The following is a 12,568-nucleotide window of genomic DNA, read 5'->3' on the forward strand; positions in this document are numbered from 1 at the left end:
CTATTTTTACTTATGATCTAATTCGATGATTAGTGAAGTAGACGAGCACGAATTGTGCCTTCGATCTCTTTCAGTTTAAGCAGAGCTTCTTCTGAACGATTCGCTTCCACGTCGATAACCACATAACCCATATCTGCTGCAGTTTGTAAGTACTGACCTGCAATGTTAATCCCTTCCTCTGCGAAGATGGTGTTAATTTGAGTTAGGATACCCGGGCGGTTTTCGTGAATGTGCAGCAGGCGAGAAGCACCCGTATGCAGTGGTAATGATACTTCAGGGAAGTTAACACTTGATAGCGTTGAGCCATTATCAGAGTATTTTGCAAGCTTACCTGCTACTTCAACACCGATGTTCTCTTGTGCTTCCTGAGTTGAACCACCCACGTGAGGCGTTAGGATCACGTTATCGAACTGCATCAATGGTGACTCAAATGGGTCAGCATTGGTTTTTGGTTCCGTTGGGAATACATCGATTGCTGCACCTGAAAGGTGACCAGAATCTAGGGCGCCGCACAGAGCTGGGATATCGACTACCGTGCCACGTGCTGCATTGATAAAGATAGAACCAGGCTTCATGCGCTCGAACTCTTCTTTACCCATCATGTTCTTCGTTTCATTGGTTTCAGGTACGTGCAAAGAGATCACGTCACACTTGTTCAGCAAGTCAGTCATAGTGTGAACTTGAGTTGCGTTACCCAAAGACAGCTTGTTTTCGATATCGTAAAAGTAAACTCGCATACCCAGGTTTTCAGCAATAATACCCAGCTGAGTACCAATGTGACCGTAGCCAATAATACCTAAACGCTTACCACGAGCCTCGTAAGAGTTGTCAGCACTCTTTTTCCAGATACCACGGTGAGCAAGAGCATTCTTCTCTGGGATACCGCGTAGTAGCAATAGAACTTGACCAAGAACCAGCTCAGCAACGCTTCGAGTGTTTGAGAACGGTGCATTGAAAACAGGGATACCGCGTTTTGCTGCCGCTTGAAGGTTAACTTGGTTAGTACCAATACAGAAACAACCGACTGCAACTAACTTTTCAGCTGCATCAATAACTTCTTGGGAGATGTTGGTGCGAGAACGGATACCAATGAAATGAGCATCTTTCACTGCTTCAAGAAGTTCATCTTCAGGTAGGGAGCCTTTATGGTATTCAATGTTTGTGTAACCAGCGGCTTGCAGTACTTCTACAGAAGAAGGGTGAAGACCCTCTAGAAGTAGAATTTTAATTTTTTCTTTTTCCAGTGAAACTTTGGCCATTGTTCTCGTCCTTAAAATGGAAAGGTTGGGCAAATGCGGCGCACGTGCTACAAAACGGCTAAAAGAGGAACTTATTCACCACTTTGTCAGGAGACAAACGTTTTCCCTGTGCGTCTTCTGAACAATAAAGTAACAAAAAAAAAATGTTTTGGGTAAGAAAATTACGGAATAAGACATAATTTTACAGGCGAAAAGCAAAAAAACGGCGCCCTTGGGCACCGTATGTAATGAAGTAACAGAAAAACTCAATCTTCTATTATTTATTCTTCAATTTTTGCACCTTCAGGTGTGCCTGTGATAACCACATCAGCACCACGGTGAGCAAATAGACCAACCGTCACCACACCAGCGATACCGTTGATGATATCTTCTAATTGTTTCGGGTTTTCGATCGCCATGCCGTATACATCTAGGATCATGTTGCCATTATCGGTTGTGCAACCTTCGCGGTAAACTGGGTCACCACCAAGCTTTACTAGTTCACGTGCAACATATGAACGTGCCATTGGGATAACTTCAACAGGCAGTGGAAATTTACCCAACACATCAACCGCTTTAGTACCGTCAACAATGCAAATAAACTTATCAGAGATAGCCGCTACGATTTTTTCACGAGTCAAAGCTGCACCGCCACCTTTGATCATGTCGCGTGAGCCGTTGATCTCATCTGCGCCATCAACATAGATGTCTAACTTGAATACGTCATTACACTCAAATACTTTGATTTCTAGTGCTTCTAGTTTTTCAGTAGAGGCTACAGAGCTTGAAACCGCACCTTTGATTTTTTCTTTCATTGTGCCTAGTGCGTCGATGAAGTGATTTACTGTAGAGCCAGTACCTACACCTACAATGCTGCCTTCTTCAACATATTGAAGTGCTGCCCAGCCAGCTGCTTTTTTCATTTCATCTTGAGTCATGCCATTCTCCTGAATAAGGTCTTGCGCTTTGAATTAATCGTTCGCGTATTGAAGTTAACGTTTGGATATTGGGTTAACGTTTGGATATCGAGGTTAACGTTTGCGGCGCGATTATAGCGCTTTAATGGCTGTTTTCCCATTGCCAAGTTTTACTCGGAGTCACGATTTTAGGTAACGGAATGTCCCATTCTTCAATTGGCAGTGTATCGACATGCTGGCAATCATGAGCCAAACCAATTGGCGTTGCGCCTTCACCAGTCTCAAACCATCGAGCCAAGGTGCGATCGTAATATCCGCCGCCCATGCCTAAGCGATGCCCTTGAGAGTCAAAGCCCACAAGGGGAGTCAGAATGAGATCGAGTTGCTGACAAGGTTTAACCAGCATTTGATTGAGCTGAGGTTCGACAATGCCGTACTTATTCAAAACAGTGGGTGTGGTTGGAGAGTAATGTAGAAACAGCAGATGTCCGGCAGAGAAGGGGTGTAATACTGGTAAATAAGTTTGCTTGCCTTGCGCCCATAACCATTCAATTAAAGGCTGGGTATCGAGTTCGCCATCGATAGAGATATAGAGGGCAATATGTTGTGCAGACTGAATCTCATCAAGCTGCATGCACTGCTTAACTAAGTCTATACTGGATTGAGTTTGTTGGTCGCCAGATAAGGCATTGCGTTTGATACGGATCTGTTTGCGAAATTCGCTGCGTGTGAGCGTCTTCATAAGAAGGGATACCCCAAAGTGCCGTTGAGAATAGATGGCCCTTGAACCAGCGAGTTCAAGGCGGATCAGCAATGATTACCGTAGGCTTCTCGGCGGACCGAGCATGCTCAATAGCACTCAAGTACTAACCCTTAGGGATTGCTTATCGGCTCGGGGACGTGAATCCTCTGACAAACACTCCAGGGTAAATTTTGTGTACGCTATTGCTGTCCGTGCTTAACTTTACTGAGGACATCTGAAAGTGATGTCGTGAGCTGTTCCATTCGCTCGGTCAGTGCGTTTTGTTCATCATTTGCTTCAAACTTCTTGGTTTGTAATTCATAGCAAATGTTCAGAGCTGCGATCGTTAGCAGCTTCACTTCATTGGTTACCTTAGTACGTTCAGCCATCTCTTTCAATCGATTATCAAGATCGGCCGCCGCTGCAATCAATGACTCTTCTTGCCCTGGGGGACAATTCACTCGAGTCAGTTTTCCTAATATTTCAACGTCTACCGCTTGATTACTCATGATGGATGAACTCTTTAACGCACTATTTAAGGCTGTTGCCCTTTATCATATTTTTACAAAGAAAAAGTGCAAGTACCGATGAGGAAGCAATCTCCTCTGAGGGAGAAACTATAGGTAAACCGCTATTAAGATTCAAGCTTTTCAGAGTGACTGTTTGTAAATGAGAGCTTGAGCACACAGTAATTCAGCAAATTGAACAATTGGTAGTCAGTCATCCTTCAATTGCTCAGGATCGATGCTTATCAGAATTGGGGTGAAGTGGTACGATTATACTATCGATATAAAGAATAACTGAGCGAGCTATCTGATGAGCGAAACTACTTTACCTGACTACCTAACGGTTGCGACTGAACTTCAATCGGCAAGCCTAGCCGTAAACCCTGCTGAGATGCATGGTTTATTAACAGGTATGTTGAGCGGAGGCTTAAACCTGGCAGATAAAAGCTGGCAACCACTGATCTTTGATTACACCAATGAAGGTATGGGCTGGCCAGATCGCGCATTAACGCTAGCGGAAGCGACATTAAAAGTAACGACCAGCGAAATCACAGGTTCAGGCATGGAGCTGTCTATGTTGTTGCCGGACGAAGACGCAAGCGCAAGCCTGTTTGATCTTGCGGACGGTGTGTCTGATTGGATTAACCACTTTATTTCTGGTTTAGGCTTGGTTGGCGCTCAATTGAATAAAGCGTCTGACGGTACCAAAGAAGCTTTGGCTGATCTTGAAGAGATGGCCAAGCTAGGCATTGACGAAGACGATGATATGGAAGAGCAAGCACAGCTTCTAGAGCACGTTATTGAACACGTAAAAGCGTGTGCACTAACGATTCATGCTGAATTCGGTGCTCGCCCATCTGAAGATGCGGCTCCAACCATTCATTAATCCGCTTGTCGGTTTGAGGTTATAATGGCTCAGTATGATGTTGTAATTGCTGGTGGCGCAATGGCAGGGGCGACCTTAGCTCTTGCTCTGAATCACCTTAGTCAAGGTTCACTGTCGATCGCGGTAGTAGAGCCTTATCAGGTTGATCATCAAGCTCACCCTGGTTTTGATTCTCGTTCGATCGCTTTGTCTTATGGCACGGTACAGATCCTTGATTCTTTGCATTTGTGGCAATCTATCGCTCCGGTAGCAACCCCGATTAAAGATATTCATGTATCGGATAGAGGGCATGCCGGGATGACGGACATTTACAGTGAAGAGCTTGCTGTTGATGCGCTTGGCTACGTGGTGGAGTTGGCGGATGTGGGTCGAATCTATCAGCAGAAGCTTGAGTCCGAAGCTGCAATTACGATGCTTTGCCCTGAGTCTGTTAGTAAAGTCGAACGTAAAGAGTTGCAAACGACGATTGAACTGACAAATGGGCAAACAGTAACAACTAAGTTATTGGTTGCTGCCGATGGCGCTATCTCAACCTGTTGCCAACAACTCAATATCTCATTGAGTGAGCATGACTTTGAACAAGTTGCTGTGATTGCCAATATCGTGGCGAGCGAACCTCATCAAGGTCGAGCATTTGAGCGTTTTACTCATCATGGGCCAGTCGCTTTATTACCGATGAGTGACAACCGTTTGTCGCTAGTTTGGTGTTTGTCACCGGAGCAAGCGCAAAAAGTGATGACCCTAAACGACAACGAATTTCTTGAGCAGTTGCAGAATGACTTTGGTTGGCGACTTGGCCGACTCGAGAAGGTAGGCAAGCGTGCCAGTTACCCACTGATTCTTCGTCATCGTCAGCAAAATATCTCTCATCGATTTGCGATTATTGGTAATGCCGCTCAAACGCTTCACCCAATTGCAGGACAAGGTTTTAATCTTGGCATTCGTGATGTGGCTTCCTTGGCGGAAGAGTTGTGTACCCAACTCGATGATGTTGGGCGTTACACTGGTCTTGTTAACTTTAGAAAGCGTAGAGAACAAGATAGAGACACGACGATTACGCTGACATCAAGCCTAGTCCATTTATTCTCAAACGATTTTTTGACCGCTCGCATTGGGCGTAATCTTGGGTTAGCCGTAATTGATAACCTTCCACCACTTAAAGGTCCACTTTTGCGTCATACGCTTGGCCTAGTAGAAAGATAAGGTAGAAAAATAATGATGCAAAGTGTTGATATCGCGATTGTTGGTGGGGGCATGGTTGGCCTAGCGCTTGCTGCTGCGTTGAAAGACAGTGACCTAAGAATTGCCGTCATTGAAGGCAGGGCACCCAGTGAAGGGCTTAGCGAATTGCCTGATGTGCGTGTGTCGGCATTGAGCCGCTCTAGTGAAGTGATTCTTCGTAACCTAGGCGCATGGCAAGGCATTGAACAAAGACGTGCTGCACCTTACCAAGCGATGGAGGTGTGGGAACAAGATAGCTTTGCTCGTATTGAATTTGACTCGACACGTTTGGCTCAGCCGAATCTCGGTCATATTGTTGAGAACCGTGTGATTCAACTCGCACTGCTTGATCAGGTGAAGAAGCAAGATAATGTCAGCCTGTACATGCCCGCGACGTGCAAAACGATGGCGATTGGTGAAAGCGAAGCATGGCTAACGCTAGATAATGGCCAAGCACTGACCGCTAAGTTGGTTGTTGGAGCGGACGGCGCAAACTCTTGGGTTCGTAAGCAGCAAGATATCCCATTAACACATTGGGATTATGGACACAGTGCGATTGTCGCGAACATTAAAACCACAGAGCCGCACCACAGCGTTGCTCGTCAAATATTCACGCCTCAAGGTCCATTGGCATTCCTACCAATGCAACCAAGCAACATGAGCTCGATTGTTTGGTCTACCGAGCCTAATCGTGCCGAGAAGCTGGCATCCATGTCGGATGCTGATTTTAATAAGCAGCTAACGGCAGAGTTCGACTCGAAGCTTGGATTGTGCGAAGTGGTTGGTGACCGTTTTGCCTTCCCACTGCGCATGCGTTATGCGCGTGACTTTGCGGTAGAGCGTGTGGCTTTGGTTGGTGATGCTGCTCATACCATTCACCCATTAGCAGGGCAGGGCGTGAACCTTGGCCTATTAGATGCAGCAAGCTTAGCGCAAGAGTTGTTAAAGCTATGGGCTGCGGGTGAAGACATTGGCACCAAGCGTAATCTTCGCGGCTACGAGCGCTGGAGAAAAGCAGAGGCGGCGAAAATGATTGCTTCAATGCAGGGCTTTAAAGATCTGTTTGAAGGCGATAACCCAGCCAAGAAGCTGATTCGTGGTATCGGTATGAAGCTCGCGGGTCAATTACCGGGTGCGAAAGATGAAATCATGAAGCGAGCACTGGGTTTGTCAGGCAATCTTCCTGATCTAGCCAAGCGTCCAGTTACGCACCAATAATCAACAATCGCAAATCAATAGTCGCGCACGGGTGAGGCGTTGTTGATGGTCAGCAGCTGGAGCTGATTGCCATTGACTCAATCTGAACACGAAAAAAGGGTTGGCATTATGCCAACCCTTTTTGTTTTTAATTCTGTAGAGAATCAGGTCATGCGTATGCGCAGCGCAGTTTCATGATTTCACTATTTATTTCTTTTACCGTTTGAAAGTGACGCCTTTCTGCTCGGTCTGGCAGCACGAGTTTACCGTTATCAAACTCAAATTTTCCTACGCCGTAAATGTAGATTCGTCCTTTGAAAAGTCGACTTACATGTTTAGCAATCATACTCGGTGTATAGCGCTTAAACAGTCTCATTTTAATTATCCTTATATTTACCTAGCCTGCATATTATAGAAAAACTCCGAGATAATAATTGTGATAAGCATGGAGTAATATGCAGTAGAGTTGACGTGAATTAGATATTTGTGCTGTTCTAAGCACTTTCTTCAGTAAATATCTATTTTTACGTGAGCTCCTCCCCAAAATAATACTGAGTAGTGAACTGCTGTGAACTTTCCTGTCCGGTATTAAGCAGTGATAATGTTACAAGTATAAGAATAGGCGGGATTTTTTTGTTTGTGTAATCAAATTGTAAATTTTTGACAAAAAAAAGCCCGTCTAAAACGGGCGAATAGTCACAGATGCATTACACAAAAGTGGATACTGATGTTACTCAGTGGATTCACTTGTACTGATTTGCTTAAAAGCTAGTCAGTAAATTCACAATAACGTAAATTTGCCTTTGTGACTACTTATGCTTTTATTTTGAGTAACTATTTATTATTGGCGTGTTCTTCTTATGACGAACTTCACACTAAAAATGTATTCAATGAAAAGTTGTACTGAAGTTTGCGAACGATGACGCGATCGAAAAGATCATCGACTGATGTCAGCAACGATTGGTGCGCAAAGGGCCATAAGATCATTGGGATCCAGCGCAACACCAGCCATTCGTTCACCCGAGCTAATAGTAACCGTCGAGTTTTTTTGAATTGAAGGATCAAAAATGATCGGCATGTATCTCTTTAGAGCAAGAGGGCCAACACACCCAGCCTTAAAGCCTGTGATCGTTTCAACATCAGCGAGTGATACACAGGTCATTCGACGGCAATTCAGTACCGAGCGTACTTTCTTGGGGTCGACAGAGCGATCACCAGCAGTACAGGCCAACGCATATTGGTTGCCCATATCCTTGAGCAAAATACACTTCACCATTTGAGAGGCGTCGATGCCTCGCTCTTGAGCTGTTTCTTCGATGCTGGTGGTTGGTTTACTTTGCATCAGCAGGCGATAGTTCACCTGCTGTTGATCCAGCCATTGTGTAATCAGTGTTTCCACGTGGTTACTCGTCGTCAAGGCTGTAAGGCAGTGGCAGGATATTCCATGTTTGATCAGGCTGCGCGGTCAGTCGAAGCTGAACATCGTCATCAAGGTTGTTTGGCAGTACCATCAAACCAATCGCTTGGTTATTAGCAAATTGATAGACGTTTAATAGTCGGCCTGCACCACGCCAGTTCTCACCCACGCTACGTTCAAGTTCAATCGTATTCTCTAGAGACAGCACATCTGAAGTTGTTCCAGAAACAATGCGCATCTCACGCTTGTTCATGCCACGGTACTTGGCACGAGCAACCGTTTCTTGACCTGTGTAGCAGCCCTTTGAAAAGCTGATACCGCCAATGGCTTGTAGGTTAAGGGCTTGAGGGATGTGCTCGTTTTGCTCTGCTTTTGATAGGTTAGGCTGAGCATCAAGAATTTCATGATACTGCCAAAGCGCTTCCGATACTTTTTCAGCTGAGCTGCCTGATACCAAGGCTTCGGCTGCTTCTTGAGTAACAAGTAGAGCCCAACGGTTGTCTGAGACTTGAACGGCTGTACCACCAGAGATAGCACGCACTTTACCTTGACCCTCTGCAATCGAATCAACGTATTGGTTCGCTGAAGTGCCCATGATTCCGATAACAACGTCAGACGTCTGCTCGATATCAATTTTAGAGAACACGGCGTATTTCTTGATTTCAACTAACTCGACTTCAATTGCCGATTTCGGCTGCATAAGTGCGTAACCACCATTGTGGTGGAACAAACGAAAGATACTCCAAACCTTTCCTTTCGCATCACAATGCGCGCCTAATGTAGATTCATCATTAGGAAGAGTGACGACATCGCACGTTACTTGACCTTGTAGGTACGACTTTTTGTCATCGCCTATCATGGTGATTGCGCTCCAATCCGACACGTGTGTCATCATCAGTTCTGGAAGCGATTCATTTTGCGTATGAGCGAGCGGCTGAAATGTGTTTTTCCAATCCATTTTATCTTTCCTAAGAATTTTATTTGGCTCTATGTTAATCCGGTTCTGTTTCTTTGTCAGCCTAGGTTTTTTTGTGAGCTTAGATAGGGACTGTGACTCACATAGTAGTTGCAGAGCGTATGACTTGTTACACTCCGAGAAAGAAAAATTATAGGTGAGGATAGCCAATGTACACTGCAGAGCAGAAAGCACGAATTAAATGGGGTTGCCGTCGTGGCATGTTAGAACTTGATGTAGTCATCATGCCATTTTTTGAAGAGTGTTTTGATTCATTGCAAGAGCAGGAACAGCGTGAGTTTGTTTCTCTACTTGAGTGTGATGACCCAGATTTGTTTACTTGGGTTATGGGACATGGGCGCAGTGAAAATCTAGGCCATGCTTCAATGGTTGATAAAATTGTCGCGCATAACCTCAGCAAGGTTCGTTAAGCTTCAGCTTAAACCTTCATATTCCGCATTATTTGCAAAAGGCACTGTTTCTGGGTGCCTTTTGTTTTTCATCGTCTTTTCTTCTATCCCGCTCGTTGTTGCCCTCTATTGTTTAGCTTTAATGTTCAGTTTGTTTAAAGCCAATCATGTAATCTTGAATACAGCACATGGATGCTTTGATTATAAAGAAGATGGCGAGATTCGACTCAATGACCAATCCTACACACTTAAGTCTGTTGATAAGATCTGGGCACAGTTTTTCGTCAAACTAAAATTCGAATGTGGGCATTCGGTAATGCTTTGGCGTGATAGTTGTCGTGAGCGTGAATATCGCCACTTTCTGGTGAACTTACAACGATCGCACGAGGCAAATGAGAACGCGAGATAAAAGAAAAAGGAGCACTAGGCTCCTTTTCGTTTGATTGCGTTTAGTTGATTAGCTAATAGCTTTCAAATAATGATTACGACTGGTTTCTCTCTGGCGTCAGAATCGTTGGGCCACTGTCTTTTGCAAGTTCTGGGTAATCCAACGTGTAGTGTAAGCCGCGGCTCTCTTTACGTTGCATCGCACAGCGAACCATTAGCTCAGCTACTTGTAGCAAGTTACGCAGTTCTAATAGGTTGTTCGAAACCTTAAAGTAGCTGTAGTACTCATGAGTTTCTTGCTGCAGCATCTGAATACGGCGCATTGCACGTTCTAGACGTTTATCCGTTCGAACAATACCCATGTAATCCCACATGAACAGCCTTAGCTCGTGCCAGTTGTGCTGAATGATCACTTCTTCATCACTGTTGGTGACTTGGCTTTCGTCCCATGCAGGCAGTTCAGCGCACAGTTGAGATTGGTCGATGTTTTCAACGATATCTTTTGCTGCTGCCCAAGCATAAACAACACATTCAAGCAGTGAGTTTGACGCCATGCGGTTCGCACCGTGTAAGCCGGTGTAACTCACTTCACCAATCGCATATAAGTTAGTTAAGTCGGTTTGACCTTGCTTATTAACCATTACACCACCGCAGGTATAGTGCGCAGCAGGTACGATCGGGATCGGCTCTTTGGTCATATCAATCCCTAAATCCATCAAACGCGTATGGATCATTGGGAAATGCGTTGTGATGAAGTCTTCAGGCTTGTGGCTGATATCAACATACATGCAGTCAGCACCTAGGCGCTTCATTTCGAAGTCAATCGCACGAGCAACCACATCACGCGGAGCCAGTTCACCACGCTCGTCGAAGTCCTTCATGAAGCGGGAACCGTCTGGACGACGCAGGTAGGCACCTTCACCACGTAGTGCTTCCGTCAGTAGGAAGTTACGCGCTTCTGGGTGGAACAAGCAAGTCGGGTGGAACTGGTTGAACTCAAGGTTGGCTACACGGCAACCCGCACGCCAAGCAATAGCAATACCATCACCTGAAGAGACATCTGGGTTAGAGGTGTATTGGTAAACTTTTGAAGCGCCGCCTGTTGCTAACACAACAAATTTAGCGCGCACGGTTTCAACGTGTTCTTGGTTACGGTTCCAAATGTAGGCACCGATAACCTTGTCTTTCGAACCACCAACCTTATCTTCTGTGATCAAATCTAGCGCATTGTGACGCTCGAAGATCTCGATGTTTGGGTGATTGTTGACGTTATCTTGCAGTGAGGTTTGCATTGCCATGCCAGTTGCATCGGCAGCGTGCAGAATTCGGCGGTGACTGTGGCCACCCTCACGAGTGAGGTGATATTTTGGTTGGCCTTCCGTGCTGTTCTCATCTTTATCAAATGGAACACCACCATCAATCAGCCATTGCACACACTCTTTAGCATTTTCAGCAATGAATTGAACTGTATCTTCTTCGCATAACCCAGCCCCAGCAATTTGAGTATCTTCTACATGAGACTCAATACTGTCCGACTCATCGAACACCGCGGCGATACCACCTTGTGCGTAATACGTCGATCCTTCGCTGCGTGGTCCTTTGCTTAATACAATTACTTTTGCATGTTCTGCTACACGTAAGGCTAATGACAAGCCTGCCGCACCACTTCCTACCACTAATACATCACACTGATGTTCACGGTTTGCGTTCATAAAACTTATTAAATCCCGGGCTATAGTCGAGTTGTCCACTCTCAATTGACGTTGTCTTGTTTTAGGAGTTTGGCTAAGACTGTTATAATCTCTCCAGAGTCATCCTAAAACGCTACACAAAATCAATGTATAGACAGCTATCTAGAAATATTTAATTGCTCAATACCATTGCTTTTGCTCAAGTTTCCCCAAATTGATAGGGATAGCTATTTTTATTACATCACATTGTGAAACAATAATGGCAAATAATTTTAAGAAAGTTGGAACTTTCGGTATTTGGCTTAGTCACAATAGTGCTCTTGTAGACGGTGGTGTCAATACTACATTTCGCATAATTAGTACCCATATCTGTGAAGGTAAGGGTTATAACAATAGGAGTACCCGCTCGAATGAACGAGCAGCTAACCGATCAAGTGTTGATTGAGCGAGTTCAGAGTGGAGATAAGCAGGCTTTTAACTTACTAGTGGTTAAGTACCAAAATAAAGTTTGTAATCTTATCTCTCGATACGTGAATAATTCCGGTGATGTACCTGATGTAGCACAAGAAGCTTTTATTAAAGCTTACCGCGCGATACCTAACTTTCGTGGCGAGAGTGCCTTCTATACATGGTTGTACCGAATTGCCGTGAACACCGCTAAAAATCATATCGTTGCCCAGAGCCGTAGGCCGCCAGCAACAGATGTAGATGCAGAAGATGCAGAATATTACGAAACAGGCAGCGCGTTAAAAGAAATATCGAACCCTGAGAACTTAACGCTGTCAAACGAATTGAAACAAGTTGTTTTTGGAGCGATTGAAGCGCTACCAGAAGACTTAAAAACTGCAATGACGTTGCGTGAGCTCGAAGGTTTGAGCTACGAAGAGATTGCAGAAGTAATGGATTGCCCTGTAGGAACCGTACGTTCGCGTATTTTCCGAGCTCGTGAAGCGGTGGAAAAGAAAATTAAGCCTCTTTTGCAACGCTAGAACTTGTAATAA

Annotated in this window: 14 protein-coding genes and 1 other RNA gene; 6 read left to right on the forward strand and 9 right to left on the reverse strand. The window is 44.9% G+C overall.

Annotation, left to right across the window (positions count from 1 at the left end; genetic code table 11):
- Positions 1-29 precede the first annotated feature (29 nt).
- The 5 genes from serA to zapA all read right to left on the reverse strand — a co-directional run bounded on the left by serA (position 30) and on the right by zapA (position 3,406).
- The gene (serA, locus tag AACU28_RS10960; protein ID WP_017077788.1) at positions 30-1,259 is read right to left on the reverse strand and encodes a phosphoglycerate dehydrogenase; all 1,230 of its coding nucleotides are present in this window, start codon (positions 1,257-1,259) and stop codon (positions 30-32) included.
- Positions 1,260-1,519: 260 nt separating this feature from the next.
- Complete coding sequence (gene rpiA / locus AACU28_RS10965; RefSeq protein ID WP_017077789.1) at positions 1,520-2,176, reverse strand: ribose-5-phosphate isomerase RpiA; 657 nt, start codon at positions 2,174-2,176, stop codon at positions 1,520-1,522.
- A gap of 121 nt (positions 2,177-2,297) precedes the next feature.
- Positions 2,298-2,897 (reverse strand): 5-formyltetrahydrofolate cyclo-ligase, encoded by a 600-nt coding sequence (locus AACU28_RS10970; RefSeq protein ID WP_017087218.1) that lies wholly within the window; start codon positions 2,895-2,897, stop codon positions 2,298-2,300.
- 6 nt (positions 2,898-2,903) lie between these two features.
- Positions 2,904-3,086, reverse strand: a non-coding RNA gene (gene ssrS, locus AACU28_RS10975) — 6S RNA.
- An 11-nt stretch (positions 3,087-3,097) separates the two neighbouring features.
- Positions 3,098-3,406, reverse strand: coding sequence for a cell division protein ZapA (zapA, locus tag AACU28_RS10980; protein WP_004735366.1), 309 nt, complete (start codon positions 3,404-3,406; stop codon positions 3,098-3,100).
- Between the two features lie 307 nt (positions 3,407-3,713).
- On the opposite strand from zapA, the gene AACU28_RS10985 reads away from it, so the two are divergent.
- From AACU28_RS10985 to AACU28_RS10995, 3 genes are read left to right on the forward strand one after another with little or no spacing between them, the layout of a single operon-like run.
- Positions 3,714-4,289, forward strand: a complete 576-nt coding sequence (locus AACU28_RS10985) for a YecA/YgfB family protein (protein ID WP_004735367.1) — start codon at positions 3,714-3,716, stop codon at positions 4,287-4,289.
- A gap of 24 nt (positions 4,290-4,313) precedes the next feature.
- Positions 4,314-5,492 (forward strand): 2-octaprenyl-6-methoxyphenyl hydroxylase, encoded by a 1,179-nt coding sequence (gene ubiH, locus AACU28_RS10990; RefSeq protein ID WP_102441585.1) that lies wholly within the window; start codon positions 4,314-4,316, stop codon positions 5,490-5,492.
- Between the two features lie 12 nt (positions 5,493-5,504).
- Positions 5,505-6,728: an FAD-dependent 2-octaprenylphenol hydroxylase gene (locus AACU28_RS10995; RefSeq protein WP_121602939.1), complete on the forward strand. Its 1,224-nt coding sequence runs from the start codon at positions 5,505-5,507 to the stop codon at positions 6,726-6,728.
- Positions 6,729-6,876: 148 nt separating this feature from the next.
- On the opposite strand, the gene AACU28_RS11000 is transcribed toward AACU28_RS10995, so the two are convergent.
- From AACU28_RS11000 to ygfZ, 3 genes are all read right to left on the reverse strand, one after another.
- Positions 6,877-7,083 (reverse strand): DUF1107 domain-containing protein, encoded by a 207-nt coding sequence (locus tag AACU28_RS11000; RefSeq protein WP_004735370.1) that lies wholly within the window; start codon positions 7,081-7,083, stop codon positions 6,877-6,879.
- A 561-nt stretch (positions 7,084-7,644) separates the two neighbouring features.
- Positions 7,645-8,106 carry an aminoacyl-tRNA deacylase gene (locus AACU28_RS11005; RefSeq protein ID WP_029405992.1) on the reverse strand — a complete coding sequence of 154 codons (462 nt, stop codon included), beginning with the start codon at positions 8,104-8,106 and terminating at the stop codon, positions 7,645-7,647.
- 4 nt (positions 8,107-8,110) lie between these two features.
- Positions 8,111-9,082, reverse strand: a complete 972-nt coding sequence (gene ygfZ, locus AACU28_RS11010; RefSeq protein ID WP_017095256.1) for a tRNA-modifying protein YgfZ — start codon at positions 9,080-9,082, stop codon at positions 8,111-8,113.
- A 167-nt stretch (positions 9,083-9,249) separates the two neighbouring features.
- Here ygfZ and AACU28_RS11015 point away from each other — a divergent pair, with 167 nt between their 5' ends.
- Both AACU28_RS11015 and AACU28_RS11020 read left to right on the forward strand, forming a co-directional pair.
- Positions 9,250-9,510: an FAD assembly factor SdhE gene (locus AACU28_RS11015; RefSeq protein WP_004735374.1), complete on the forward strand. Its 261-nt coding sequence runs from the start codon at positions 9,250-9,252 to the stop codon at positions 9,508-9,510.
- On the forward strand, positions 9,458-9,898 hold the full coding sequence (locus AACU28_RS11020) for a protein YgfX (protein WP_308822225.1): 441 nt from the start codon (positions 9,458-9,460) through the stop codon (positions 9,896-9,898). Before AACU28_RS11015 ends, AACU28_RS11020 begins: the two co-directional genes overlap by 53 nt.
- A 73-nt stretch (positions 9,899-9,971) precedes the next feature.
- On the opposite strand, the gene nadB is transcribed toward AACU28_RS11020, so the two are convergent.
- On the reverse strand, positions 9,972-11,588 hold the full coding sequence (nadB, locus tag AACU28_RS11025) for an L-aspartate oxidase (RefSeq protein ID WP_004735376.1): 1,617 nt from the start codon (positions 11,586-11,588) through the stop codon (positions 9,972-9,974).
- Between the two features lie 389 nt (positions 11,589-11,977).
- Here nadB and rpoE point away from each other — a divergent pair, with 389 nt between their 5' ends.
- Complete coding sequence (gene rpoE / locus AACU28_RS11030; protein WP_004735377.1) at positions 11,978-12,556, forward strand: RNA polymerase sigma factor RpoE; 579 nt, start codon at positions 11,978-11,980, stop codon at positions 12,554-12,556.
- Positions 12,557-12,568 lie beyond the last annotated feature (12 nt).

This window comes from Vibrio sp. SBT000027, assembly GCF_963894355.1.
Taxonomy (GTDB): Bacteria; Pseudomonadota; Gammaproteobacteria; order Enterobacterales; family Vibrionaceae; genus Vibrio; species Vibrio splendidus.

Bases quoted from the DNA above. Each gene is read 5' to 3' on its own strand.
- serA (WP_017077788.1), bottom strand. From the start codon at position 1,259: ATGGCCAAAGTTTCACTGGAAAAAGAAAAAATTAAAATTCTACTTCTA.
- rpiA (WP_017077789.1), bottom strand. From the start codon at position 2,176: ATGACTCAAGATGAAATGAAAAAAGCAGCTGGCTGGGCAGCACTTCAA.
- AACU28_RS10970 (WP_017087218.1), bottom strand. From the start codon at position 2,897: ATGAAGACGCTCACACGCAGCGAATTTCGCAAACAGATCCGTATCAAA.
- zapA (WP_004735366.1), bottom strand. From the start codon at position 3,406: ATGAGTAATCAAGCGGTAGACGTTGAAATATTAGGAAAACTGACTCGA.
- AACU28_RS10985 (WP_004735367.1), top strand. From the start codon at position 3,714: ATGAGCGAAACTACTTTACCTGACTACCTAACGGTTGCGACTGAACTT.
- ubiH (WP_102441585.1), top strand. From the start codon at position 4,314: ATGGCTCAGTATGATGTTGTAATTGCTGGTGGCGCAATGGCAGGGGCG.
- AACU28_RS10995 (WP_121602939.1), top strand. From the start codon at position 5,505: ATGATGCAAAGTGTTGATATCGCGATTGTTGGTGGGGGCATGGTTGGC.
- AACU28_RS11000 (WP_004735370.1), bottom strand. From the start codon at position 7,083: ATGAGACTGTTTAAGCGCTATACACCGAGTATGATTGCTAAACATGTA.
- ygfZ (WP_017095256.1), bottom strand. From the start codon at position 9,082: ATGGATTGGAAAAACACATTTCAGCCGCTCGCTCATACGCAAAATGAA.
- AACU28_RS11015 (WP_004735374.1), top strand. From the start codon at position 9,250: ATGTACACTGCAGAGCAGAAAGCACGAATTAAATGGGGTTGCCGTCGT.
- AACU28_RS11020 (WP_308822225.1), top strand. From the start codon at position 9,458: ATGCTTCAATGGTTGATAAAATTGTCGCGCATAACCTCAGCAAGGTTC.
- nadB (WP_004735376.1), bottom strand. From the start codon at position 11,588: ATGAACGCAAACCGTGAACATCAGTGTGATGTATTAGTGGTAGGAAGT.
- rpoE (WP_004735377.1), top strand. From the start codon at position 11,978: ATGAACGAGCAGCTAACCGATCAAGTGTTGATTGAGCGAGTTCAGAGT.